We start from the raw sequence: 21,696 nt of genomic DNA on the forward strand, positions 1-21,696 counted from the left end.
CGTCAAGCCGCCTATAATCAAGCAGCAGGTGAATCATCGCCACCTTGCGCCGCACGCGAAACACCCGCGCTAACTTTGGATTCCGCTTGATGTCCGTTATTGAAACTGCCTCGAACGTTCGTCCCGGTGATGACCAATCGCTGGCGGATGCCGATGAGTTCATCCGGCTGCGAGGTGTGCGGGTCCATAACCTGCAAAACGTCGACCTCGATCTGCCGCGCGGACAGCTCGTGGTCATCACCGGGCCCAGCGGATCGGGTAAAAGCTCGCTGGCCTTCGATACGTTGTTCGCCGAGGGCCAGCGGCAATATATCGAGACGCTTTCAACCTACGCCCGGCAGTTCTTGCATCAACTCGAGCGGCCCGACGTCGATCTGATTGAGGGCCTGCAACCGACCATTTCCATTGACCAGCGTGGCGGCAGCGGGAACCCACGCAGCACCGTAGCCACCGTCACGGAGATTTATGATTATCTGCGGCTGCTGATGGCCCGGCTAGGCGAAGTGTTGTGCTACCGGTGCGGCGCGCCCATCCGTCAGCAGACGCCGGAGCAGATTGCCGACGATCTCGCCGGTCTCGCCGAGGGAACGAAGTTGATCTTGTTGGCGCCGCTCGTGCGCGGCCGCAAAGGCAAACATCAGGAAGTGTTCGAGGCGGTACGCAAGGCGGGCCTGGTCCGCGTGCGCGTGGATGGCACCGTTTACGATCTGGACGCGATCGGCGAGCTTGCCCCGCGGCGCAATCACACCATCGAAGCCGTGGTCGACCGGATCGTCGTCCGCCCCGGCGTGCGGCCACGGCTGGCCGAGTCGCTGGCCCTGGCGCTCAAACATGCTGAAGGGCTGGTGGCCGCCGCCATTCTGCCGCCGGGCGGCGATGCGAACGAGGGTTGGGAAGAGCGGCGTTACAGCACCGAGTATTCTTGCCCGAATTGCCGGCTGAACTACGACGAGATCGAACCGCGAACGTTCAGCTTCAATAGTCCCTACGGCGCTTGCCCGGCGTGCCAGGGACTGGGCGTGGTGGGACTCGATGAAAGCGGCGAGCCGCTTGCCGACGGGCAGCAGGTTTGTGCTGAATGCCAGGGCGCTCGCTTGCGGCCCGAGGCACGCAGCGTGAAGCTGGCAGGCCGCGCCATCCAGGAGATCACCGCGCTGCCGGTCGCAGCCGCCAGAGAGTTTTTCGCCGGCATCGCCTTGGGGCGGGCCCAGGAAGCGATCGGCCGGCCGCTGTTGCGAGAGATCAACTCTCGGCTGGCGTTCATCGACCAGGTCGGCCTCGGCTATCTCACGCTGGCACGAGCGGCCGACACGCTCAGCGGCGGCGAATCGCAGCGGATCCGGCTCGCCACGGGCATCGGCTCCGGCCTGGTGGGCGTCTGCTACATTCTCGACGAGCCGTCGATCGGTCTGCACCCGCGCGACAATCAGCGGCTGATCGACGCCTTGCGTAATTTGCAGCAGCAAGGCAACAGCGTGCTGGTGGTCGAGCACGACGAGGCGATCATGCGCCAGGCCGACCAGATCGTCGATCTGGGGCCGGGCGCCGGGCGGCACGGCGGCCGCATCGTGGCCCAAGGCCCGCCCGACGAAATCTGCCGCCACCCGCAGTCGCTTACGGGCAAGTATCTTTCAGGCGACGAAAGGATCGCGGTTCCCACCGAGCGGCGCGCCGTCAACGTGCGCAAGGCGCTCGTCGTCGAGGGCGCGACCGGCAATAACCTGAAGAGCGTCACGGCGGCGTTTCCGCTCTCGGCGTTGGTGTGTGTGACCGGCGTGAGCGGTTCGGGCAAGAGTACGCTCGTGCTCGACACGCTGGCCCGCGCCGTGACGCGGCGATTGAGCGGCGAAGGGCCGCAGCCGGCGCCGCACACGGCCCTGCGCGGCCTGAAGCAGATCGACAAACTGGTCGAGGTCGATCAGTCGCCGATCGGCCGCACGCCGCGGAGCAACCCGGCGACCTATGTCGGGGCGTTCGACGAAATCCGCCGCGTGTTTGCCACCACACGCGAAGCCCGGCTGCGCGGCTACAAGGCCAGCCGGTTCAGCTTCAACGTCAAGGGCGGCCGTTGCGAAACGTGCCAGGGCCAGGGCCTGCGGAAGATCGAGATGAACTTCTTGCCCGACTTGTACGTGGCGTGTTCCGAATGCGACGGCCGGCAATTCAACCCGGCCACGCTGGAGGTGCGGTATCGCGGCCTGTCGATCGCCGACGTGCTGCGGCTGCGGATCGACGAGGCCCTCGACTTCTTCCAGAACTTTCCGGGCCTCCGCCGCTCGCTGGCCGGGCTGGCCGAGGTCGGCCTGGGCTACCTGACGCTGGGCCAATCGTCGACCACGTTGTCGGGCGGCGAGGCGCAGCGGATCAAGCTGGCCGCGCAGCTCAGCCGCGTCGACACCGGCAAGACGCTCTATATTCTCGACGAGCCGACCACCGGGCTGCACTTCGACGATGTTCGCCGCCTGCTGGCCGTGCTCGGCCGGCTTGTTGACCTGGGCAACACGGTGATCGTGATCGAGCACCATCTCGACGTGATGAAGTCGGCCGACTGGATCATCGACCTTGGCCCGGAGGGAGGCGAGGCCGGCGGGCAGATTGTGGCGGCCGGAACACCGGAGCAAGTGGCGGCGGTGGAGGGGAACGTGACGGGGCGGTATCTGCGTGGCGTCTTGGAGGACAACGGGTGAGCGAAGTCGGCGTGTATGAAGTCAGCCGCTTGCCCTGATCGGCATTTGACATCCGCAGACTCGACGCCTACGCTGATTTACATGGAGATGGCTTCGCTCAACGTCGACTTACCCGAACCGCTGAAAGTGTTTGTCGAAATCGAGGCCGAGGAAAGTGGATACGCCACGGCGAGCGATTACATTCGTGCTTTGATTTGCGAGGCGGAACACCGCAAGTCCGAGCAAGCAGTCGAAGCCCTGCTGCTGGATGGCCTCGATCCGAGTGATCGTGGCGAAATGAGCGACGCCGAATGGCAGTCGCGCAAGCAACAACACCGCGCTCAGCGGTTGGAAGCGCTACGGCGGGAAATTGGCGCCGGACTGGATGACGCCGCACGGGGAAGAGAATACTCGGCCGATGAAGTCTTCAAGCGACTGGAAGCGCGCACCGACGAGCCCTGAACCGGCGAGCAATGGCGAAAACCGTTGTTGTTACCGAGCAAGCGCTGCGCGACTTGGAGGAAATCCACGACTACATCGCTCGTGACAAGCCACTCGCGGCGAAGAAGCTCATCAAGCAGCTTCAACGTAAGTTTCAAACGCTCGCGACGTTTCCGGAGCTTGGCGCATCTTGCGATCAAATCCAAACAGGATTACGCAGCCACGCCGCTGGAAGCTACGTCATCTTTTTTGAGCCGATTACGGCAGGCATCCGAGTCGTGAGAGTGGCTCACGGCCGGCGCAGTTAGCCCCGCGGCATCGTCGACCGCGGCGATTGAGACAACTCGGCTTGTGCAAATGGCAGCCGCTTAGGATAACTGTCTGGAAATACGCGGCGCGACACGGAGGTTTGTGGGAACGCCCTCCGTGGCGTGCCCTCTTTGAGCAAGCGACGTCAACCCTGATTCGCGGAACACCACAGAGGGCGTTCCCTACAGCAGCCGACTTCCATGCCTTATTTACCCAACACCGCCGACGATCAGCGGCTGATGCTCGAAGCGATCGGCCTGAAAACGATCGACGAACTGTTCGAAATGGTGCCGGCCGAGCTGCGGCTGGACCGCCCGTTGGACCTTCCTCCGGCCCTCTCGGAAATCGAGTTGACGCAGCACGTCGGCCGGCTGGCGGGCAAAAACGTCGCCGCCGGCCAGCGGGTCTGCTTTCTCGGCGGCGGGAGCTACGACCATTTCATACCGGCGGCGGTCGACGCGCTGGCCTCGCGCGGTGAATACTACACTTCGTACACGCCTTACCAGGCCGAGGCGAGCCAAGGCAATCTGCAGGCGTTTTTCGAATACCAGACGCTGATCACGCGACTGACCGGCATGGACGTCTCGAACGCCAGCCTCTACGACGGCGGCAGCGCCGCGGCCGAAGCGGTGTTGATGTGCCTGGCCGCCACCGGCCGCCGCGGACGCGTTGTCACCGCCGCCAGCGTCCACCCGGAATACCGGCAGATTCTTCACACTTATCTCGACAACCTCGGCGTCGAGCTGGTGACCGTCGCGACTCCGCACGGAACGCTCGCAGCCGACGACCTGCTGTCGGCCGTCAACGACGAGACGGCCTGCGTGCTGGCGCAGCAACCGAATTTCTTTGGCTGTCTGGAAGAAGCCGAGTCGCTGGGCAAGATCGCGCACCAGGCGGGGGCCAGGTTTGTGGTTTCGGCCGACCCGATCAGCCTGGGCATTTTGAAACGGCCGGGCGACTACGGGGCCGACATCGTGGTGGCCGAAGGGCAGTCGCTGGGCAATCCGATGGCTTTTGGAGGGCCGTATCTGGGCATCATGGCCTGCCGCGAAGACCTGGTGCGGCGGATGCCGGGACGCATCACCGGGCAAACGACCGACCGCAACGGCCGCCGCTGCTGGGTGCTGACGCTGCAAACGCGCGAGCAACACATTCGCCGCGAGAAGGCGACGAGCAACATCTGCACCAACCAGGGGCTGTACGCCCTGCGCGCCACGATCTATCTGTCGCTGATGGGTCCGCAGGGGCTGCGCGAGGTGGCCGAGCTTTGCTTGCAAAAGAGTCGCTACGCACGTGATCGGCTGACGTCGGGCGGCCGCTTGTCGTTGGCCTTCGACCGGCCCACATTCAAGGAGTTTGTGGTCCGCGACGGCGATCGGCAAGTCGAGCGGCTGATCGACCAGGCCGGCGCGGCCGGATTCTTTGCCGGCATCCCGTTGGCACGTTGGTATCCGGAACTCGCCGAATGCTTTTTGGTGACGGTCACGGAGAAGAGGAGGAAGGAGGAAATCGCGGGACTCGTCGGTGCATTGACGTGACGGCGCGGAGGTAACAATCATGCCGAAGCCGATTTTGGGCCGCTTGCGGCCGAACAGCGTAGAAGAGTTCCGCGCCGCTGCGCTCGTTCGGTACGTCGAAGCAGAGCGACTTGCGAATGCCGGGTACGGCACGGGCGCCATTTATCTCTGGGGCTATGCGGCGGAGATGACTCTCAAGGCCGCATACTTTTCACTCGTCGGGTTCGGCCTGCGGCAATCGATCGGTATCGCAGATTTGCGAGTCGCGGTCGAAAGAACGGCTCCGGCAGTCGGTCTGCAATGGCCGGCAGCCGGAAAACTGCACAAGGTGGAGTATTGGGCCCGCTTGCTCGCAGCTGATCGGCGAAGTTATGGAGCCAGCTATGCTGATCCCCAATTCGAGCAATCTATGATTTCTCGAGCGCGATGCGTCTATGATCGCTGGCGGGAGACTTTGCGGTATCATAAGAATCGGGCCTACGAACACGAGGTCCGTCAGGTTTATGCCGCGACACGCTGGCTGTTGGATCACTCGTTAGTTTTATAGCTCTCTCCCGATCGAAGTGTGCGCATGCCGAGAAAAATAAGTAATCCCTCTCCTCGAAAACCAGCCTCCGATGAACTCATCACGGCGTTGATCGCAGAACTGCGGGAGCCTCGTGAGATCGGTCAGCCGATGATCCTGGAACGCCACATGGAGCTGGCCGACGCGGTACATGTCTATGTTATTTGGGACCGTTTCGCCGACATTCCCGGCGACCAGCGCGTGGCGACCATCCTCCGGGCCTACGAGCAATGCATGGGCGAGGAGTTCCGCAAACGGATCACGCTGGCAACCGGTGCGACGGTGCCCGAAGCGGGCGATCTTGAACTGCTGCCGTTCGAGGTCGTCTCCGCGCTGCGAAAGCCTGACCCCAACCTCGTCGATGGCTGTCGCGAAGCGATGCTCGCGGAAGGCGCATCCGTTCTTCGCAACCCAGAGCGCCCCGAGCTGCGATTTGAGACGCTGGACGACGCGACGGCGGCCATCGAGCGGCTAGAGCAACGAGTACCCGGCACTCGCTGGGTCGTCGTACAAGCCGTCACCCACGACTATTCTACGTAGAGCAAGCCATGCGTAACACACAAGCCATCCGCCCGCTCACCGAACTCTCCAGACCCGGCCGCCGCGCGGCATTGCTGCCCAAGTGCGACGTGCCGCAGCGGCCGCTCGAAGAACTGCTGCCGCGCGAAGCAATCGCTCCCTCGCCGCCGGCCTTGCCGGAACTATCGGAGCCGGATGTGGTGCGGCACTTCACGAACCTGTCGACGTTGAACATGTCGGTCGACACGCACTTCTATCCGCTCGGTTCGTGTACGATGAAGTACAACCCCAAACGCAACGAGCGGCTCGCCTCATTGCCGGGTCTGGCCGATCTGCACCCTTATCAGCCTGAATCGACGCTGCAAGGGCTGCTCGAACTGTTATGGCAACTACAGGAGATGCTGGCCGAGATCGGCGGGCTGCACGCGGTCTCGCTGCAACCGGCGGCCGGCGCTCACGGCGAGCTGACCTGCCTGCTGATGGCCCGTGCCCATTTTCGCCGCCTGGCTCAGCCGCGCACCAAAGTGTTGGCGCCCGACAGCGCTCATGGCACCAACCCGGCCAGCGCCACCGTCGCCGGCTTCGACTATGTGACCGTCAAGAGCACCTCGCGCGGCTTCGTCGATCTCGAAGACCTGCGCGCCAAGCTCGACGATCGCGTGGCCGTGTTCATGATTACGAATCCCAACACGTTGGGAATGTTCGACCGCCAGATCCGCCAGATCGCCGATCTGGTGCATGAAGCCGGCGGGCTGGTCTATCTCGACGGCGCGAACATGAACGCCATTCTGGGCATCAGCCGGCCGGGCGATTTCGGTGCCGACATGATGCACTACAATCCGCACAAGACCTTCAGCGGCCCGCACGGCGGCGGCGGACCCGGCGCGGGGCCGATCGCCGTGCGCGAAATACTGGAGCCGTATTTGCCTGTGCCGGTGGTGGAACGTGCGGAGACCGGCTATCGCCTGGCCTACGACCGGCCGCACACCATCGGCCGCGTGCGCAGCTTTTTCGGCAACGTGGGCGTGCTGATTCGGGCGTATTGCTACATCCGCACGCACGGCCCCGACGGCCTGCGGCGCGTGAGCGAGAACGCGGTGCTCAACGCCAACTATCTGCTCAGCCGCCTGAAGCACCGCTTTCCGGTGCCGCAGGGCGAGCGTTGCATGCACGAGTTCGTGGCCTCGGCGGCCAAATTGAAGGCCGAACGCGACATTTCGGCGATGGACCTGGCCAAACGGCTGTTGGACTACGGTTTTCACGCGCCCACGGTCTATTTTCCGCCCATCGTGCGCGAGGCGCTGATGATCGAGCCGACGGAGACGGAGAGCAAGGAGACCCTCGACGCCTTTGCCGACGCACTGCTGAAGATCGCCGATGAATCGCCTGAGCTGCTGCACGCCGCCCCGCACTCGACCGCCGTCAGCCGGCCGGACGAAGTGAAAGCCGCCCGCAGCCCCGTGTTGAACTCCTGAGACTTTGCCATCGAACCGGGCCAAATTGCGGCGAGCGAAAAGAGCATGATCGGGGCGAGCTGGCAGCTCAACGGCTAGAATTGCTTCCTTCGGTTTCCAGGCGTAGAATCGAGTTGGATTTGTATGGCCCGCAAAATGGAGTTGACTGTGAAGCGAGTGCGACTCACCATAGGCTCGAACCCCACCGACCCCATGGACGACTGGCGTTACGCCGCGCGCGTGCGTTACGATCTTTGGGCGCATTCGCCAATAAGGATTGATGAGGAAAGTGAACCTCGCAGGACCAGGCCGCATGGTGCGAATAGACATGCCGATCGAGAAGTCTATTTTGACGTCGGGACCGAGAGCATCGAAGAACTCGACCGCGCTTTACGGGATCTGGGACATGCTGAGCGAGTCAAGATAGCTGTCGTCGAGGAAGGCGAGGCATGCCAGAATTGCGGGAGAATTCAAACCGTGCTGCCGACGATTTGCCCCTCTTGCGGGCACCGCGATATCGATCCCTGCCCGCATTGTGGCGACGAGGTGCCACGACAAGAATACGAAAAGATATCCGGCGATCTCTTCCGGTGCCCGCGTTGCGGCAGCCAAGTTCGCCTGCAACTCAATCCCGACTTGCTAAACGCCAATCTCTCCTTGAACGAGCCCGTCGTCGTCGTGAGCACCGTTGGGGCCTGAGTTACGATGCGAATCGACGACCATGGCCACATTGTCGTCTCTCCGCGGGAAATCTGCGATGCCCTGGACGCACCAGCTCGGCTCATCAATCATTTCCTGATACCGGGAACGATCTCCCAGAGATCGCATGCGTCGTCGAGCACAATGTCCGTCTCGAGTCACTTCCAGTTGAGGACTGCTGTGGCGTGGGCAGACGAATTGACGCATTTATCTATCGCGATTGGTGGAGCCTGTATTCGCGGTGGGAGTTCGATCTGCGCGAATTGAAGCGGGCTATTGCCGGGGGGTTGCAGAGAGGAGGCGACATTCCCCGTCCGTTTGACGCGTGACGGTGAACGACGTGCCGCGAATTCGACCGACGCGCTGTTGAAAATCGCCGAAGAATCGCCTGAGCTGCTGCACGCCGCCCCGCACTCGACCGCCGTCAGCCGGCCGGACGAAGTGAAGGCGGCCCGCAGCCCGGTGTTGAAAGCGGAGTAGCCGCCGCGGCGATTTTTTTTGGAACAATTTCAGCCCGTCGTGCGTCATAGTAACGGGCACACGCGCTGCGAGCGCATCCCTGCCGCCGTATTTGAGGGTCCAAGCCGCAAGCGAGGACGCTTACGCTACGAGTACAGCCATACCAACGCTTTTTTGGAGGCACCGCCATGTTTAACCGTGCGTCACGTCGCTTGTCGAGGCCGTTTTTCATTCTGGGCGCTTTGCTGGCCATGCTGTCGGCCGTGCCCGCCCAGGCCCAGGGGCTGCTCATCAACATCGAGCCGACGCAGCACGTGCGTCTGCCCAGACCCTACGTGGTGGTCGCCCCACGGCCCGTGCCGCCTCCGTCGAGCTACAAAATCCACGAAATCGACGTCCACGTGAAGCTGCTGGAGCAAGTTGCCCGTGTGCAGGTCTCGCAGTCGTTTATGAACACCGGCAGCACGCAAATGGAAGTCTGCTTTATGTTTCCGTTGCCCTACGACGGAGCCATCGACCAGCTCACGCTGCTGGTCGACGGCAAGGAGTTTCCCGCGCGGCTGCTGCCCAAGGACGAGGCCCGCAAAACCTATGCGGAGATCGTCCGCAAGAACCGCGACCCGGCACTGTTGGAATGGGTGGGGACGGGCATGTTCCAGACGAGCGTCTTTCCCGTTCCGCCCGGTGCCGAGCGGAAGGTCACGCTGCGTTATTCCCAGCTTTGCCGCAAAAACCACGGCCTGACCGACTTCCTGTTCCCACTTTCGACGGCCAAGTACACCTCCCACCCGGTCGAAAAGCTGAAGATCGAGGTGGCCATCGAGAGCAAGGGCGAAATCAAGAACGTCTACAGCCCCACACACACGGTCGAGCTGAAACGCGACGCCCATAACGCCACCGTTATTTATAAGAGCGAGAATCTCGTGCCGAGCAGCGATTTTCGGCTGTTGTACGACGTCGAGTCGGGCAAGCTGGGCACGAGCGTGCTCAGCTACAAGCCACAGTCCGGCGAGGACGGTTACTTTCTGCTTTTGACCACACCGGCCATCGAGCGGGCCGGCGAGCAGCCGAAGAAAACCGTGGTGTTCGTCGTCGATCGTTCGGGCAGCATGACCGGCCCGAAGATCGAGCAGGCCAAGGGAGCGTTGAAGTTCGTGCTGAACAACCTTCGCGAGGGCGACCTGTTCAATATCATCGCCTACGATAACGCCGTCGAGTCGTTTCGGCCGGAGCTGCAAAGGTTCAACGACGAAGCGCGTAAGGCGGCATTGGGCTTCGTCGAGGGAATCTACGCCGGCGGCAGCACCAATATCGACGGAGCTTTGGCCGTCGCCCTGGGGGAATTGGCGGATTCGTCGCGGCCCAGCTATGTGCTGTTTTTGACCGATGGTCTGCCGACCGCCGGCGACGTGAATGAGCAGAAGATCGTGGCCAATTCGCAGGCCAACAACCATGTGCGGGCCAGGGTCGTGGCCTTCGGCGTGGGTTACGACGTCAACAGCCGGCTGCTGGACAAGCTGGTGCGGCAGAACTTCGGGCAAAGCGAATACGTGTTGCCCGACGAGAACATCGAGGAGCGCGTCAGCCGCCTCTATCAAAAGATCGAGGCCCCCGTGATGACCGACGTGGCGATCAAGTTCGCGGTCGACGCGCTGCCCACCGAGGCGGGCGAAGCGGTGAACCGGCTCTATCCCAAGCAAGTGGTCGATCTGTTCGCGGGCGAGCAGCTTGTGCTGGTCGGACGTTATAAAAAGCCGGGCACGGCAAAAGTGACCATCACGGGGAATGTGTCGGGGCGGCAGCAAAGTTTCGATTTTCCGGCCGACCTGGTGGCCGAGAGCAAAGACGAGACGTTCGCGTTCATCGAACGGCTGTGGGCCGTGCGCCGCGTGGGCGAGATCATCGACGAGCTCGACCTGAAGGGGAACAACGACGAGCTGGTGAAGGAACTGGTGACCCTCTCGACGCGACACGGTATCTTGACGCCCTATACATCGTTTTTGACCGACGAGACCGTGCAATTGCAAGCGCTCATGCAGAACGCGTCGACGGCCGGTGATCGACTCAGCCTGCTCCGCGAAACGCAGGGCGCCGGCGCGTTCCGTCAGCGCGCGATCAAGGGCGGCTTGCAACGGGCGGAAAACGCCGATAGTGCCCGGCGACTCAACGAACGGGCGGCGGAGTTCCGCTACGGCGGCGCGAGTCTTTCCAGCGCGGCGGGCCCGGCGTCGGGTGGACGCGCCGGCCTGGCCAAACTGCCGGTTGGTGCTCCGGTGGCCGCTGGCAAACCGGCGGCCGGCCAGCCCGAACTGGTGCGCAACATCGGCAACAAGGCGTTTTATCGCCGTGGCAAGCGTTGGGTCGATGGCACGGTGACGGACGAGCAAGACAAGAACGCCCGGCGCGTGGCCCAGTTCAGCGAGGAATATTTCAAGCTGGCCGACCGATATGGCCGCAAGCTGTCGCAATATCTGGTGTTCGACGAAGCGGTGTTGCTCGAGCTCGACGGTGCGGCCTATCTCATCGAGCCGGTCGACTAATCCCGGCGCGCCGGGACTTGCTCCGCAAGCGGAACGGTGGATGCACCCTACAGATACATCCCCAAGAACCCGCCACGGCCCTCGGTCTCGGCCTGCAGCCGGTCGATGCGCTGCCGCGTTTGCTCGAGATCGCCGGCAGCGATGTAGCGATCGAACTCGACCGCCACGCTGTGCGGCACCGTCTCCTTGAACCACTCGACAATGGGCTCCGTCAGCCAATCGCACGTCTCCCGGACCAATTCAACCTCAAGGTAGCACCGCTCGGTCTGCTGGTCGGTCTCTTCGGTCACGACGGTCCCTTCGAAGCGAAATTCGAGCGTGCCCAATTCGGCACGGTTCGTCAGGTGGAAGGTACAGGAGGCGTTGTACAGATAATAGGTATTGTGGGAGCCGTGGGCTTCAATCGCCTTGAGCACCCTTTCGCACCGTGCCCGAAAGCCCGGCGAGGCGTCGATCGGCACGTCCAACCGGCCCACCGACCGCAAGGGCAGGCAATCGAAGATGATCTCCACATAGCGATTCATGGTCTCGCTCCTTCCGGCACGCGGGCCTGACGATTCTCTCCAGAAAGTGGACTGGCCGGTTGCCGCCAGGCCAGCGTGATCCAGCCGTGTTCCGCCCTAAGTTCCACCAGTTCCAACCGGCCCACACGCGCCCAGTACCCCGGCAAGAGCAGGCCCTGGGAAGCGATCTCCGGCGTAAAAAAGTCGTCGAAACGGTGGCGGACGTAGCTGGCGTCGCGGCTCTGACGCAAGCTCATGCGCCTTTTTCCGTCGGCGACAAAGCCGGCCGGATAGACCTCCAAGTCTCCTTCGCGGACCGCCTTGACGGCCTGATTTTCGCGAGACAGGCGATAGTGGGCCGTCACGTCGAGCGGCGTATCAATAGTCCGCAAGTCCGACGCGAACCGCCGGCCGCGCACGGTGAGCGACGCCCTGCCGCCATCGACACGGAGCACAATCGGCTCGTGGCTGCCGAACGTAATGGCCCAGGGCCCCTTCTGCTCGTCGTATTCAAGTTGCGAGGGTCGCCGTCCAAACAATTCCAGCGACAGCCGATCGAGGTCTGCTTGCCGCAGGGTCTGCCCGGAAAACAGCCCGTCGCCGTAGTTGTTCACCAGCGACTCATGGAGTTGCACCACCAAGGCCGCATCGTCGGGCATCGCCGGCGGCGCCGTGGGGGCTGCCAGTCGTGAGTCGCCGTCGTGAAGCGCCAGCAGTCGGAATTGGCCGGCCGTGCTGGCCATCCGCAACTGTCGCGGCCATTGTCCAAGGCGCACCAACGGGTTGCGCAGCTTGTTCATGAAATCGGCATGTGCCCGGCCAAGCTGGGCATTGGCCTCGGCGTCGAGCCGGGCGTTCAATTGCCGTTCGGCATGTCGCGCGGCGACCCGCTCGGCCGCTCGCTTTTGCTGGGCCACCCGCTTGCTAGCCACCCGCCGCACCACTCGGTCCATCAGACCGTGCTTGTTGGAGCCGATGCCGCGTATCTGGCTGCGGGCGTCGGCCTGCGAAGCCGCAGTCCATACATGAAAACCGCTTGCGTCGAGGTAAAAACGCTTCGTACCCTTCAACTGCGTCGTACTGCTGCTGTAGATCCGTGCCGGCCCATTGTATCCGACGGTTTGGGCGCGGTTCGTGGCGACAATGCTCGTCTCGAACAAAGCACGCCGCTCGTCGGGCAGCAGCCGCGTGCGTGCCCAACCGACCGTCCGCCCGGAACCAAGAATCTGCGTGCCCAGAATCGCGTCTCGCACGGGTTGAGGCTGAACGTCGTTGATCGCCCGCAGACTGCCGCTGGAGACCATTTCTTCAGAGAGACGCACCTGCAGATTCGGATGCGACAGGCGCCGGCGGACTTGGGCCACGACCTCACGACATTGACCATGCTCATGGAGCCAAGCCACGCTGTCGCTAATCGCCGCAACCTCTTGGGCTGTCGGCGGATCGGACATTTCCGCCAGCCGAACGGCAAGCCGCTCGAGCTGTTCGTCGAGTTCTGCCGAGCTGACTTGCTCCACCTGTTCGCGGACCAGCCGGAGATAACGCTGAAGGCTGGCGGCCACGTTCTGGAAAACGGGTAGCTCAAGCCCGGCGTGGTTGGCCCGAAACCTCGCTAAGACACCGTTCAGCGATGCGCCATCGCCGCCGTTGCGCTTTAGTGCGGTCAAAAGATCGGGGAACAGCAGGTATCGCTTCCAGGCCGCGCCATTTTTCCCGCCCGCAGTTAGGTAGACCTCAAGCCGCGCGACTGCCTGGGCCAACTGTTTCCTGGCGGCTTCCACCTCATCGCCGCTGACGGAGGCGACGTCCCCTTTGTGCTCGCGGCACAGCTCGGCCAGTTCCCGACTCCGAGAATCTTGGGCCGCAGCCGGGGCCGCTGCCAACGCAAAACCCATTACCAGGCAGAGAGTTAGGACATAGAACGGCGCATCGATCGAAGGCAGCCGCGCGTTGCTCGAACCGTCCAACGACTTGGACATAGGGCGTTCATCCTCAACCAAAACGGCCCGATCAGGGTAAAAGCTGGCATTCATACCACGCCGAGGCAGGAAATTCCAGCCTCCCCACCAGAAACCCTGATCGGGGCGGTTGAACTTCGCTAGCTTACCTGTTAAACCCATACCTTTCTGCCGGTGAGCTCGACGCATTCGTCAAATTTGACATACGCCCAGCTTACTGGGAAGGACTTCGATGACTCCCGCATGGCACTTTCGCCTCCCGTCGACGCTCAACGTCGGCAGGCGGTGGCGACGCTGGGGTCTCACTGCCACGGATTTGGCCACAGCAACCTGGTGTTGCAACCGTCGGTTCATCGAGAAGTCGGCAGACACGGAAAACTGCCGGTCGAATCGACGGTGGAACTGTCCTTTGTATCAGGGACCGCCGTGCAGGGAAGCCGGGTTAAGAATTAGCCCCGGTCGATTAGCCCCGAGGAGGTGCTTATGTCACGCACTGTTTTGTTGTTTTTGGTCTGTCACTTTTTTGTCATCGCCGGTGATGGCAAGGCTTGGGCGGCCGACGAGGCCGCGCCTGTTTCGGCCGATGTCGAGATCGACTGGCATCACGATTACGGCGATGCCATGCGGGCCGCCCGCGCCGAGGGCAAAATGATGTTCGTCTGGTTCCAAGGCAAGACGCGGAACCAACTTAGCGAAAGGTTCGAGGCCGTCTCGCTCCGTGATCGCAAGGTCCGCAGCCTGCTGGACCGCTTTGTGAGCGTCAAGCTGCCGCAAGACGCCACGATCACCGTCGATGGCGAGCCGGTTCGTCTACTCGAACACGCCGCCTTTCAAGAAATGAACGGCGGGCCGGGTATCGCTATCATCGACTTCGAAAATCGCGAAACCGAGCACTACGGCTATGTTGTCACGACGCTGCCGTTTACGCCGGGCAAGTTCTATCAGTTCCGGCCCGAGCACCTGGCCGTGGTGCTGGATCTGCCGCCCGGAACGCTGACCCAGCGGACCTTGGTCTTTGCGGTGCGGATTCATCCCGAAAAGCCGGCCAGCACCCGCGGAACCATCGATCCGACGCTGGTGTCGGCGGCAAAGCAACATTCGACCTACCAGGCGCGGATTCGCCTGCAAGGCCATCACCATTGGGGAGAGCGGTTTCCGCGCCTTGCCCGGCTGCTGGGACTGAATCCCCAAGAGATCGTGGCCGAAAGTTGGCCGCAGGAAAGCCTGGTCGACGCCGCCGTCGACGTGGTCGATAGCTGGCATCACTCGTCGGGCCATTGGCAGGCAGTCTATTCCAACCAAAGACGCTTCGGTTATGACATGAAAAAGGGGAGCAACGGAATCTGGTATGCCACCGGATTATTCGGCAGCACCCATTGATCTGGCACCGTTCAGCGCCGCCCCCTGCGGGAAGTTGCTTGCCAAGCGCTTCCGGCTGGGGGCTTTTTTTCGTTTATACCGATTGAAAGTCGCCTTTTTACAACAGCCACGTTGAGTTTCTTCGCCACGTTGCCCAAATGCGTGTTACGGTTCTGTACGTGGCGGATGAATCGGTATCTCACGACCGGAGTCAAACGGAGCATGGACGGGCGGGACGTAAAGCGCGGCGGCGGTCGCGGGCCGAAAAGGCCGTTGTCGGCCCGCGCGCTGGTTCCCGGTCGCCGTCCGGCCACGGTCGCCGGCGCTTTTGTTTGCCTGGCATGGCCGCTGTTCCTCGCTGGCTGTGCCTCCGGCCGACTGCCGATGGTCGATCCCAGCGGAGAGCGGCTGTTTGTCGCCGGCCCCGTCAATCGGCAGCCGGAACCCAGGCCGCCGCGCGCGCACGACCTGGTGCGGGTCGAGCTGACGCCCTCGAAGGTCGTCGCTCCCGTCGGTTGCGAGGTGGTCATGATCGCCGGCGTGTGCGGGGCCGACGGCTACCTGCGGGCACGCGAAGGCGTCGAATGGATGTTGTCGCCGGGCGGTGTCGGCGAGTTCGTCACGGTCGGCCGCCGGTCGCCGCTCGATTGGCTGACTTCGTTCGATTCGGGGCCGCGCAAGGTCACGAATACCTACGCCCTCGGCACCACGTCGTCGAGCTATCTATGCTTAAACCGAGGCACGCCCACCGCTGACGACGACTTGCCCGTGGAGCGCGGGCAGGCCTGGACCGCGATTACGTCGCCCGTCGAAGGCGTGAGCTATGTGACCGCCTACGCACCGGGCGTCAAGGCCTGGGATTCTCACCGGCAGACGGCGAAGATCTATTGGATCGACGCGGAATTCGCCTACCCGCCGCCCGCGATCGGTCCCGCGGGCACGCGGCACACGCTTACCACCACGGTCACGCGCCACAGCACGCACGCGCCGTTCGAGGGCTGGCGGGTCCGCTATGAAATCACAGGAGGCCCTCCAGCCGGCTTCGCGCCCAATGGCGGGTCGATCATCGAAGTGCCCACCAACGAGCTCGGGCAGGCAAGCGCGGAAATCTACCAACTCGAAGCAACGCCCGGCACGAACACCGTAGCCATCCAGGTTGTTCGTCCGGCGGACGCACATGGCGAGGAGTTTACCGTCGGTCAAGGCACGACCCTGATGACGTGGAGCGCTGCGGCGACCGCGATCCGCACCACCGAGCCCGCACAAGCTCCGGCCGGGGTCCGGGTAACCACCACGGGACCGGCGCAAGTTACCGTCGGACAAGACGCCCTGTTCCGCGCGGAGATTATGAACACGGGCGCGTCGCCGTTGGCGGGCCTGGTGATCGTCGACCGCTACGACGCCGGACTGCAGCATGCCAGCCGGCCCGGCGCGACGGACCGCGCCATGGAACGCGATCTGGGCGCATTGGCTCCGGGAGAAACGCGGACGATTGACGTGACCTTCCGCGTGGTGCGAGCGGGCCGGCAGTGCAACACCATTGACGTGTACCGAGCGGCCGACCTCCTGGGCAGCGGCAAAGCATGCCTCACCGCGGTCGCCCCCGCTGCCGCGACTACCGCGGGTCGGCCGAAGCTCTCGATTACCAAGAGCGGCCCTCAGCGGCAGCAGCAAGGCAGCCTGGCCATTTTCGATATCGCGATTACCAACAGCGGCACGGCGGCCGCCACGAACTTGACCGTCACCGATCACGCCGAGACGCCTTTGAACCCGACCAGGGCCAGTCACGACCCGAAACAGGATGCCGACGGCGACCTGTTCTGGAAAGTCGCCCGACTCGATGTGGGCCAAACGATTCGCTTTCGGGTGGAATGCCAGTGCCTGGAGCCGGTCGACAATGCCTGCAACCGCGTGACCGCCACGTCGCAGGAAGGCGTCAGCGAGACCGCTGAATCGTGTCTGGAAATCACGGCTGCGGCGCCCGGCCTGAAGGTGTCGATCGCCGACGAGGGCGACCCGGTGTCGATCGGCAAGCAGACGGCCTATCACATCACCGTGATGAACAGCGGCGCGGCACCCGAAAAAGAGGTGGGCGTGACCGTGACCGTGCCCGAAATGACCTCGCTGGTCGCAGCCGGCATCAAAGGCCCCTCGACGTCCGAGACGATCGGCAGAACCGTGAATTTTGCCCCGGTGGCCTCGCTGGCTCCCGGCCAGAAGCTGGAGTTTACGGTGCCGGTGCAAGTCAAAGCCGCCGGCAACGGCGCGGCACTCGTCGATGTGACCAGCCAAGGCCGGGCCGCGCCCGTCAGCGACCAGGCCACCACGACGTTCATCAAATAGCACGAGGTCGTTGATCGTGCGTAGCTGGCCTTCCAGCCCGCAAACTTCCGTCGCGAGTTGGCCATCTTCGAAACTTCGCCAGTTGCGCGACTTCGTTGGCGCTCGGGGCTTTTCGGCTGGCCGACACCTTGGCCGGGCCGCCTGCCTTCTTACGAAGTCAGCTACGGAGTTGCGCATCTTCGCGGTCGTGGTGCGTTAGCCATACTGGCGGGGGGATCCGGTGCAACGTTGCACCCGATCGAGCGGCGAGTAGTTTCATCTGACGGACGGGCTGCGGGCGGCTATAATGCAACTCGTGGCAAATCGTTACGACATAATGAATCCCATCACCGAACACCGCCTGACCATCAATCGCCGCGAGTTCTTCTCGCGCGGCGTCTCGACCATCGGCACCGCTGCCCTGGCTTCGCTCTTGACGCGCGACGGCCTTGCTTCGGCCGGCTCGCCCGCCGGCGCTCTTCCGGGCCTGCCCCATTTCGCCGCCAAAGCGAAACGGGTGATCTACCTGTTTCAAAACGGCGGCCCCACGCACGTCGAGCTGTTTGATTACAAGCCGAAGCTCAAAGAAATGCACGGGCAGCCGATACCCGACGCTTACATTGCCGGCAAGCGGTTCAGCACCATGACGGGTTCGCCGCAGGGAAAGGTGATGCTGGCTCCGGTCGAGCCGTTCGCCCAGCACGGCGAAAGCGGGGCCTGGGTGAGCAGTTTCTTGCCGCAGACGGCGGCCATCGCCGACGACCTGTGCTTCATCAAGAGCATGCACACCGACGCGGTCAACCACGCGCCGGCGATCAGTTTTTTCTTAAGCGGCGCGCAGTTGCCCGGCCGGCCGACGATGGGCGCCTGGCTCACCTATGGGCTGGGCAGCGACACGCAGGACTTGCCCGCTTTCGTGGTGATGACCTCGGTCAGCAAAGGCACGACGTGCGGGCAGATTTTTTACGACTTTTATTGGAGCTCGGGCTTTTTGCCGTCGCGGTTTCAAGGCGTGAAGTTCCGCGGCAGCGGCGAACCGGTGTTGTATCTCTCCGATCCCGACGGCATGAGCCGCCCCATGCGCCGCGGCCTGCTCGACGATCTGGCGAAGCTCAACGAGCTGAAATTGCGCGAATTCGGCGATCCGGAAATTGCCACGCGGATCGCCCAATACGAAATGGCCTATCGCATGCAGACGAGCGTGCCGGAGCTGACCGACTTTTCCGACGAGCCGGCGCACGTGCTCGCGATGTACGGAGCGGACGTGAAGCAGCAGGGCACGTATGCCTACAACTGTCTGATGGCCCGGCGGTTGGTGGAGCGCGGCGTGCGGTTCGTGCAGCTCATGCATGCAGGTTGGGACCAGCACGGCAGCATCACCACCGAGCTTTACAATCAGTGTCGCGACACCGACCAGCCCTCGGCGGCGCTGGTCGCCGATCTCAAGCAGCGCGGCCTGCTCGACGACACGCTGGTGATCTGGGGCGGCGAGTTCGGCCGCACGCCGTTTTTGCAGGGCAACATCGCCGACCGTCCCAAATGGGGCCGCGACCACCACCCTTATGCCTTCACCGTCTGGATGGCCGGGGGCGGCGTGCGGCCGGGAATCAGCTACGGCGCGTCGGACGATCTGGCGATGAACGCCATCGAGAATCCCGTACACGTCCACGATTTTCAGGCCACCGTGCTGAACTTGCTGGGCATCGACCACGAGCGGCTCACATATCGCTTTCAGGGGCGTGATTTCCGCCTCACCGACGTGCATGGCGAGGTCGTAGACGACATCCTGTTGTGAAGGCAATGAGGCATTTTCGGTGGCTGGGGCAGAGCTTGGCCAGATAGCGGCTGGCGCCCATCAACGGCGTGGCGGCCAAGAGATGCCCCGGTTGGACGCACCGGGGCATCGTCTGGCCGCCGAGATGAACGAAGTGCCAGCGTCCACCCGGCCAGACTCTGCCCCAGCCACCGCCAATGTCTCACCCTCGGCCGCGTAAAGTATAGAGGTCTATCTACCGCCTGATCCGCCTTGACCCTGTCGGCGCCCGTTTCTATACTCCCCGGCCCAATGGCGTTGCCGGCAGCCGCGTCGAGAATCTGCGCGGGCGTCTGAGTGGAACGTTTGGCCTACCGAACTCGGTTCAGGGAGAAACCGCATGGATCGCGAATCGACCGCCGCACCCGTAAGAAAATTGCGCGGGCGGCTGCTCTCGTTGGTCGGCGTGCTGACGACGGTCGGCATCGCCTTGCTGATTCGCCACGGCTGGCCGGCGCCGGCCGCCAAGGCCGAGTTGCCTTTCAAGCGGACCGCGGCCAAAAGCACTCCCAAAAAGAAACCCAAGAGCGAAGTCGAACCCGAGGCCCCGCCGGCCGAATTGCCGCTGCCGGAGAACCTCACGGTCATGGCCATCGTCAACGGCGAACGCATCGAGCGGCCGGAACTGGCCCGTGAGTGCCTGCGGCACTATGGCGAAGACGTGCTGGAAACGATCATCAATAAACGGCTGATCGCCGCCGAATGCCAGCGGCGCAATATCCCCGTGACCAACCAAGAAGTCAAAGAGGAAATGGACCGCATGGCGGCGCGGTTCGGACTGGCAACCGAGCAGCTTCTCAAAATGCTCAAGGAAGAACGCCACATCACTTCGCAGCAATATGCCAAGGAGATTCTTTGGCCCACCGTCGCGCTGCGAAAACTGGCCAACGACCGGCTGAAGGTCACCGAAAAGGATTTTCAAGAAGCCTACGACATGCTCTATGGGCCGGCGATCCAGACCCGGCTGATTGCCTGCGCCACGCTGGCCGACGCCGAACGGATCCGCGCGCTGGCGGTCGCCAATCCCGATGATTTCGGCAACCTGGCCAAACAGTACTCCATCGACACCGTCAGCGCAAGCTCGAAGGGGTTGATCCAACCGATCCATCACCATCAGGGCGATAAGAACATCGAGCGCGTGGCGTTCGGCCTGAAGGAGGGCGCGATTTCGGAAGTCGTCGCCGTGGGCGACCAGTTCGTGCTGCTGAAGTGCGAGGCCCACCTCGCCCCGCAACGGGTCGACCGCGCGAAAGTGCAGAAGGTCTTGGAAGAAAGCATCCGCGACAAGAAGCTCCGCCTGCAGGCCGAAAGCATCTTCAAGCAACTGCAAGACAACGCCCAGGTCGAGAACGTCTTCAACGACCCCGTCCGCAGCAAACAGCATCCGGGCATCGCCGCCATCGTCAACGGCGAGAGCATCACGGTCCGCGACGTGGCCGAAGAGTGCATCGAGCGGCACGGCATCGAAATGCTGGAAGGGCTGATCAGCAAGCACATTCTGACGCAGGCCCTGAAGCGCCGCAAAATCAAGATCACCGAGGCCGACCTGCAGGAAGAGATTGCGCGCATCGCCGTCGGCATGGGCAAGACCACCAAGGACGACAAACCCGACGTTCGGGCCTGGCTCAAAGACGTGGTCGAGCACCAGAAAATGTCGGTCGAAATCTATCGCGACGACGTGGTCTGGCCCTCCGTCGCCCTGCGCAAGCTGGCGGGCGACAAGACCGAGATCACCAAAGAAGACCTGCAAAAGAGCTTCGAGGCCAACTACGGCCCGCGCGTGCGTTGCCGGGCCATCGTGCTGAACAATCAGCGCCGCGCTCAGGCGGTGTGGGAACTGGCACGAAAGAACCCCACGCTGGAGAACTTCGCCGACCTGGCCAGGCAGTATACGATCGAGCCGGGCGGCAAAGTGAACGACGGCGAGGTCCCCCCCATTCAACGCTACGGCACCGAACCGCTGTTGGAGCAAGAGGCGTTTTCGCTGAAGAAAGGCGAGGTTTCCGGCATTGTGCAGGTGGGCGACAAGTGGGTGATCTTGTTTTGCGAAGGTTTCACCAAGCCGGTGGGCGTCAAGTTCAAGGACGTCGAGAAGCTGATGTACGGCGACATCCGCGACAAAAAAATCCGGGTGGCGATGGTCCAGCAGTACACCAAGCTGCAAGACGACGCCCGGATCGAGAACTTTCTGGCCGGCAAGGTGCAAGGGGGAGCGAAGGCCAAGCAGGCCGGCGATTCGCTGTTGAACGTTCCGGAGGGAACGCTGCTGGCGCCGGACAACCCCGAGCCGCCCCCCAAGAGCGCCAGCAAGCCGAAGCCCTCGCGGCCTGAAGTGCGATAGCCATTATTTCACGCTGCCGAGAATGAGACGTTGGCGGTGGCTGGGGCAGAGCCTGGCCAAGTGGGGGCCGGCACTTCGTTCAGCTCGGCGGCCAGGCGATGCCCCGGTGGGACGCACCGGGGCATCGCTTGGCCGCCACGCTGTTGATGGGCGCCAACTGCCATCCGGCCAAGCTCTGCCCCAGCCACCGCTTTTACTCGCGGCAACACGTCTCATTCTCGGCCGCGTGAA

General features: G+C 63.1%; 17 protein-coding genes. 15 read left to right on the forward strand and 2 right to left on the reverse strand.

From position 1 onward, the window contains the following. The first annotated feature begins 89 nt into the window (after window positions 1-89). From uvrA to VNH11_15610, 10 genes are all read left to right on the forward strand, one after another. On the forward strand, window positions 90-2,687 hold the full coding sequence (uvrA, locus tag VNH11_15565) for an excinuclease ABC subunit UvrA (protein ID HVA47786.1): 2,598 nt from the start codon (window positions 90-92) through the stop codon (window positions 2,685-2,687). 45 nt (window positions 2,688-2,732) lie between these two features. Then, complete coding sequence (locus VNH11_15570) at window positions 2,733-3,128, forward strand: hypothetical protein (protein ID HVA47787.1); 396 nt, start codon at window positions 2,733-2,735, stop codon at window positions 3,126-3,128. A gap of 11 nt (window positions 3,129-3,139) precedes the next feature. Then, window positions 3,140-3,415 (forward strand): type II toxin-antitoxin system RelE/ParE family toxin, encoded by a 276-nt coding sequence (locus VNH11_15575; GenBank protein ID HVA47788.1) that lies wholly within the window; start codon window positions 3,140-3,142, stop codon window positions 3,413-3,415. A 201-nt stretch (window positions 3,416-3,616) separates the two neighbouring features. Beyond that, entirely contained in the window at window positions 3,617-4,954 is a 1,338-nt protein-coding gene (gene gcvPA, locus VNH11_15580) for an aminomethyl-transferring glycine dehydrogenase subunit GcvPA (GenBank protein ID HVA47789.1), read from the forward strand. Between the two features lie 19 nt (window positions 4,955-4,973). Further along, window positions 4,974-5,480 carry a hypothetical protein gene (locus VNH11_15585; GenBank protein HVA47790.1) on the forward strand — a complete coding sequence of 169 codons (507 nt, stop codon included), beginning with the start codon at window positions 4,974-4,976 and terminating at the stop codon, window positions 5,478-5,480. 87 nt (window positions 5,481-5,567) lie between these two features. Further along, the gene (locus VNH11_15590; protein ID HVA47791.1) at window positions 5,568-6,038 is read left to right on the forward strand and encodes a hypothetical protein; all 471 of its coding nucleotides are present in this window, start codon (window positions 5,568-5,570) and stop codon (window positions 6,036-6,038) included. An 8-nt stretch (window positions 6,039-6,046) separates the two neighbouring features. Continuing rightward, window positions 6,047-7,492: an aminomethyl-transferring glycine dehydrogenase subunit GcvPB gene (gene gcvPB, locus VNH11_15595; GenBank protein ID HVA47792.1), complete on the forward strand. Its 1,446-nt coding sequence runs from the start codon at window positions 6,047-6,049 to the stop codon at window positions 7,490-7,492. A gap of 192 nt (window positions 7,493-7,684) precedes the next feature. Beyond that, entirely contained in the window at window positions 7,685-8,170 is a 486-nt protein-coding gene (locus tag VNH11_15600) for a hypothetical protein (protein HVA47793.1), read from the forward strand. 318 nt (window positions 8,171-8,488) lie between these two features. Beyond that, the gene (locus VNH11_15605) at window positions 8,489-8,650 is read left to right on the forward strand and encodes a hypothetical protein (GenBank protein ID HVA47794.1); all 162 of its coding nucleotides are present in this window, start codon (window positions 8,489-8,491) and stop codon (window positions 8,648-8,650) included. Between the two features lie 167 nt (window positions 8,651-8,817). Continuing rightward, on the forward strand, window positions 8,818-11,169 hold the full coding sequence (locus VNH11_15610) for a VIT domain-containing protein (GenBank protein ID HVA47795.1): 2,352 nt from the start codon (window positions 8,818-8,820) through the stop codon (window positions 11,167-11,169). 47 nt (window positions 11,170-11,216) lie between these two features. Here VNH11_15610 and VNH11_15615 read toward each other — a convergent pair whose 3' ends face one another. After that, on the reverse strand, window positions 11,217-11,693 hold the full coding sequence (locus tag VNH11_15615) for a hypothetical protein (GenBank protein ID HVA47796.1): 477 nt from the start codon (window positions 11,691-11,693) through the stop codon (window positions 11,217-11,219). Next, window positions 11,690-13,651: a hypothetical protein gene (locus VNH11_15620; protein HVA47797.1), complete on the reverse strand. Its 1,962-nt coding sequence runs from the start codon at window positions 13,649-13,651 to the stop codon at window positions 11,690-11,692. The genes VNH11_15615 and VNH11_15620 overlap by 4 nt, the downstream gene beginning before the upstream one ends. A gap of 462 nt (window positions 13,652-14,113) precedes the next feature. Between VNH11_15620 and VNH11_15625 the strand changes: the two genes are divergently transcribed. The 5 genes from VNH11_15625 (at window position 14,114) to VNH11_15645 (ending at window position 21,695) form a co-directional block, all read left to right on the forward strand. After that, window positions 14,114-15,010 (forward strand): hypothetical protein, encoded by an 897-nt coding sequence (locus tag VNH11_15625; GenBank protein ID HVA47798.1) that lies wholly within the window; start codon window positions 14,114-14,116, stop codon window positions 15,008-15,010. A 165-nt stretch (window positions 15,011-15,175) separates the two neighbouring features. Next, complete coding sequence (locus tag VNH11_15630; protein HVA47799.1) at window positions 15,176-17,332, forward strand: hypothetical protein; 2,157 nt, start codon at window positions 15,176-15,178, stop codon at window positions 17,330-17,332. A 316-nt stretch (window positions 17,333-17,648) separates the two neighbouring features. Beyond that, a complete protein-coding gene (locus VNH11_15635; GenBank protein ID HVA47800.1) occupies window positions 17,649-19,106 on the forward strand; it encodes a DUF1501 domain-containing protein in 1,458 nt (485 codons plus the stop codon). Between the two features lie 358 nt (window positions 19,107-19,464). Further along, window positions 19,465-21,465: a peptidylprolyl isomerase gene (locus VNH11_15640; GenBank protein HVA47801.1), complete on the forward strand. Its 2,001-nt coding sequence runs from the start codon at window positions 19,465-19,467 to the stop codon at window positions 21,463-21,465. A gap of 98 nt (window positions 21,466-21,563) precedes the next feature. Beyond that, window positions 21,564-21,695 (forward strand): hypothetical protein, encoded by a 132-nt coding sequence (locus tag VNH11_15645; protein HVA47802.1) that lies wholly within the window; start codon window positions 21,564-21,566, stop codon window positions 21,693-21,695. The last annotated feature ends 1 nt before the right edge of the window (window position 21,696 follow it).

It is taken from the genome of Pirellulales bacterium (assembly GCA_035533075.1).
Classification (GTDB): domain Bacteria; phylum Planctomycetota; class Planctomycetia; order Pirellulales; family JAICIG01; genus DASSFG01.

What these genes read in the sequence shown, in the direction of transcription:
- VNH11_15615 (HVA47796.1), bottom strand. Translation starts at nt 11,693, where the DNA reads ATGAATCGCTATGTGGAGATCATCTTCGATTGCCTGCCCTTGCGGTCG.
- gcvPA (HVA47789.1), top strand. Translation starts at nt 3,617, where the DNA reads ATGCCTTATTTACCCAACACCGCCGACGATCAGCGGCTGATGCTCGAA.
- VNH11_15610 (HVA47795.1), top strand. Translation starts at nt 8,818, where the DNA reads ATGTTTAACCGTGCGTCACGTCGCTTGTCGAGGCCGTTTTTCATTCTG.
- VNH11_15645 (HVA47802.1), top strand. Translation starts at nt 21,564, where the DNA reads ATGCCCCGGTGGGACGCACCGGGGCATCGCTTGGCCGCCACGCTGTTG.
- VNH11_15635 (HVA47800.1), top strand. Translation starts at nt 17,649, where the DNA reads ATGAATCCCATCACCGAACACCGCCTGACCATCAATCGCCGCGAGTTC.
- VNH11_15620 (HVA47797.1), bottom strand. Translation starts at nt 13,651, where the DNA reads ATGTCCAAGTCGTTGGACGGTTCGAGCAACGCGCGGCTGCCTTCGATC.
- VNH11_15600 (HVA47793.1), top strand. Translation starts at nt 7,685, where the DNA reads ATGGACGACTGGCGTTACGCCGCGCGCGTGCGTTACGATCTTTGGGCG.
- VNH11_15575 (HVA47788.1), top strand. Translation starts at nt 3,140, where the DNA reads ATGGCGAAAACCGTTGTTGTTACCGAGCAAGCGCTGCGCGACTTGGAG.
- VNH11_15640 (HVA47801.1), top strand. Translation starts at nt 19,465, where the DNA reads ATGGATCGCGAATCGACCGCCGCACCCGTAAGAAAATTGCGCGGGCGG.
- uvrA (HVA47786.1), top strand. Translation starts at nt 90, where the DNA reads ATGTCCGTTATTGAAACTGCCTCGAACGTTCGTCCCGGTGATGACCAA.
- gcvPB (HVA47792.1), top strand. Translation starts at nt 6,047, where the DNA reads ATGCGTAACACACAAGCCATCCGCCCGCTCACCGAACTCTCCAGACCC.
- VNH11_15625 (HVA47798.1), top strand. Translation starts at nt 14,114, where the DNA reads ATGTCACGCACTGTTTTGTTGTTTTTGGTCTGTCACTTTTTTGTCATC.
- VNH11_15630 (HVA47799.1), top strand. Translation starts at nt 15,176, where the DNA reads ATGAATCGGTATCTCACGACCGGAGTCAAACGGAGCATGGACGGGCGG.
- VNH11_15585 (HVA47790.1), top strand. Translation starts at nt 4,974, where the DNA reads ATGCCGAAGCCGATTTTGGGCCGCTTGCGGCCGAACAGCGTAGAAGAG.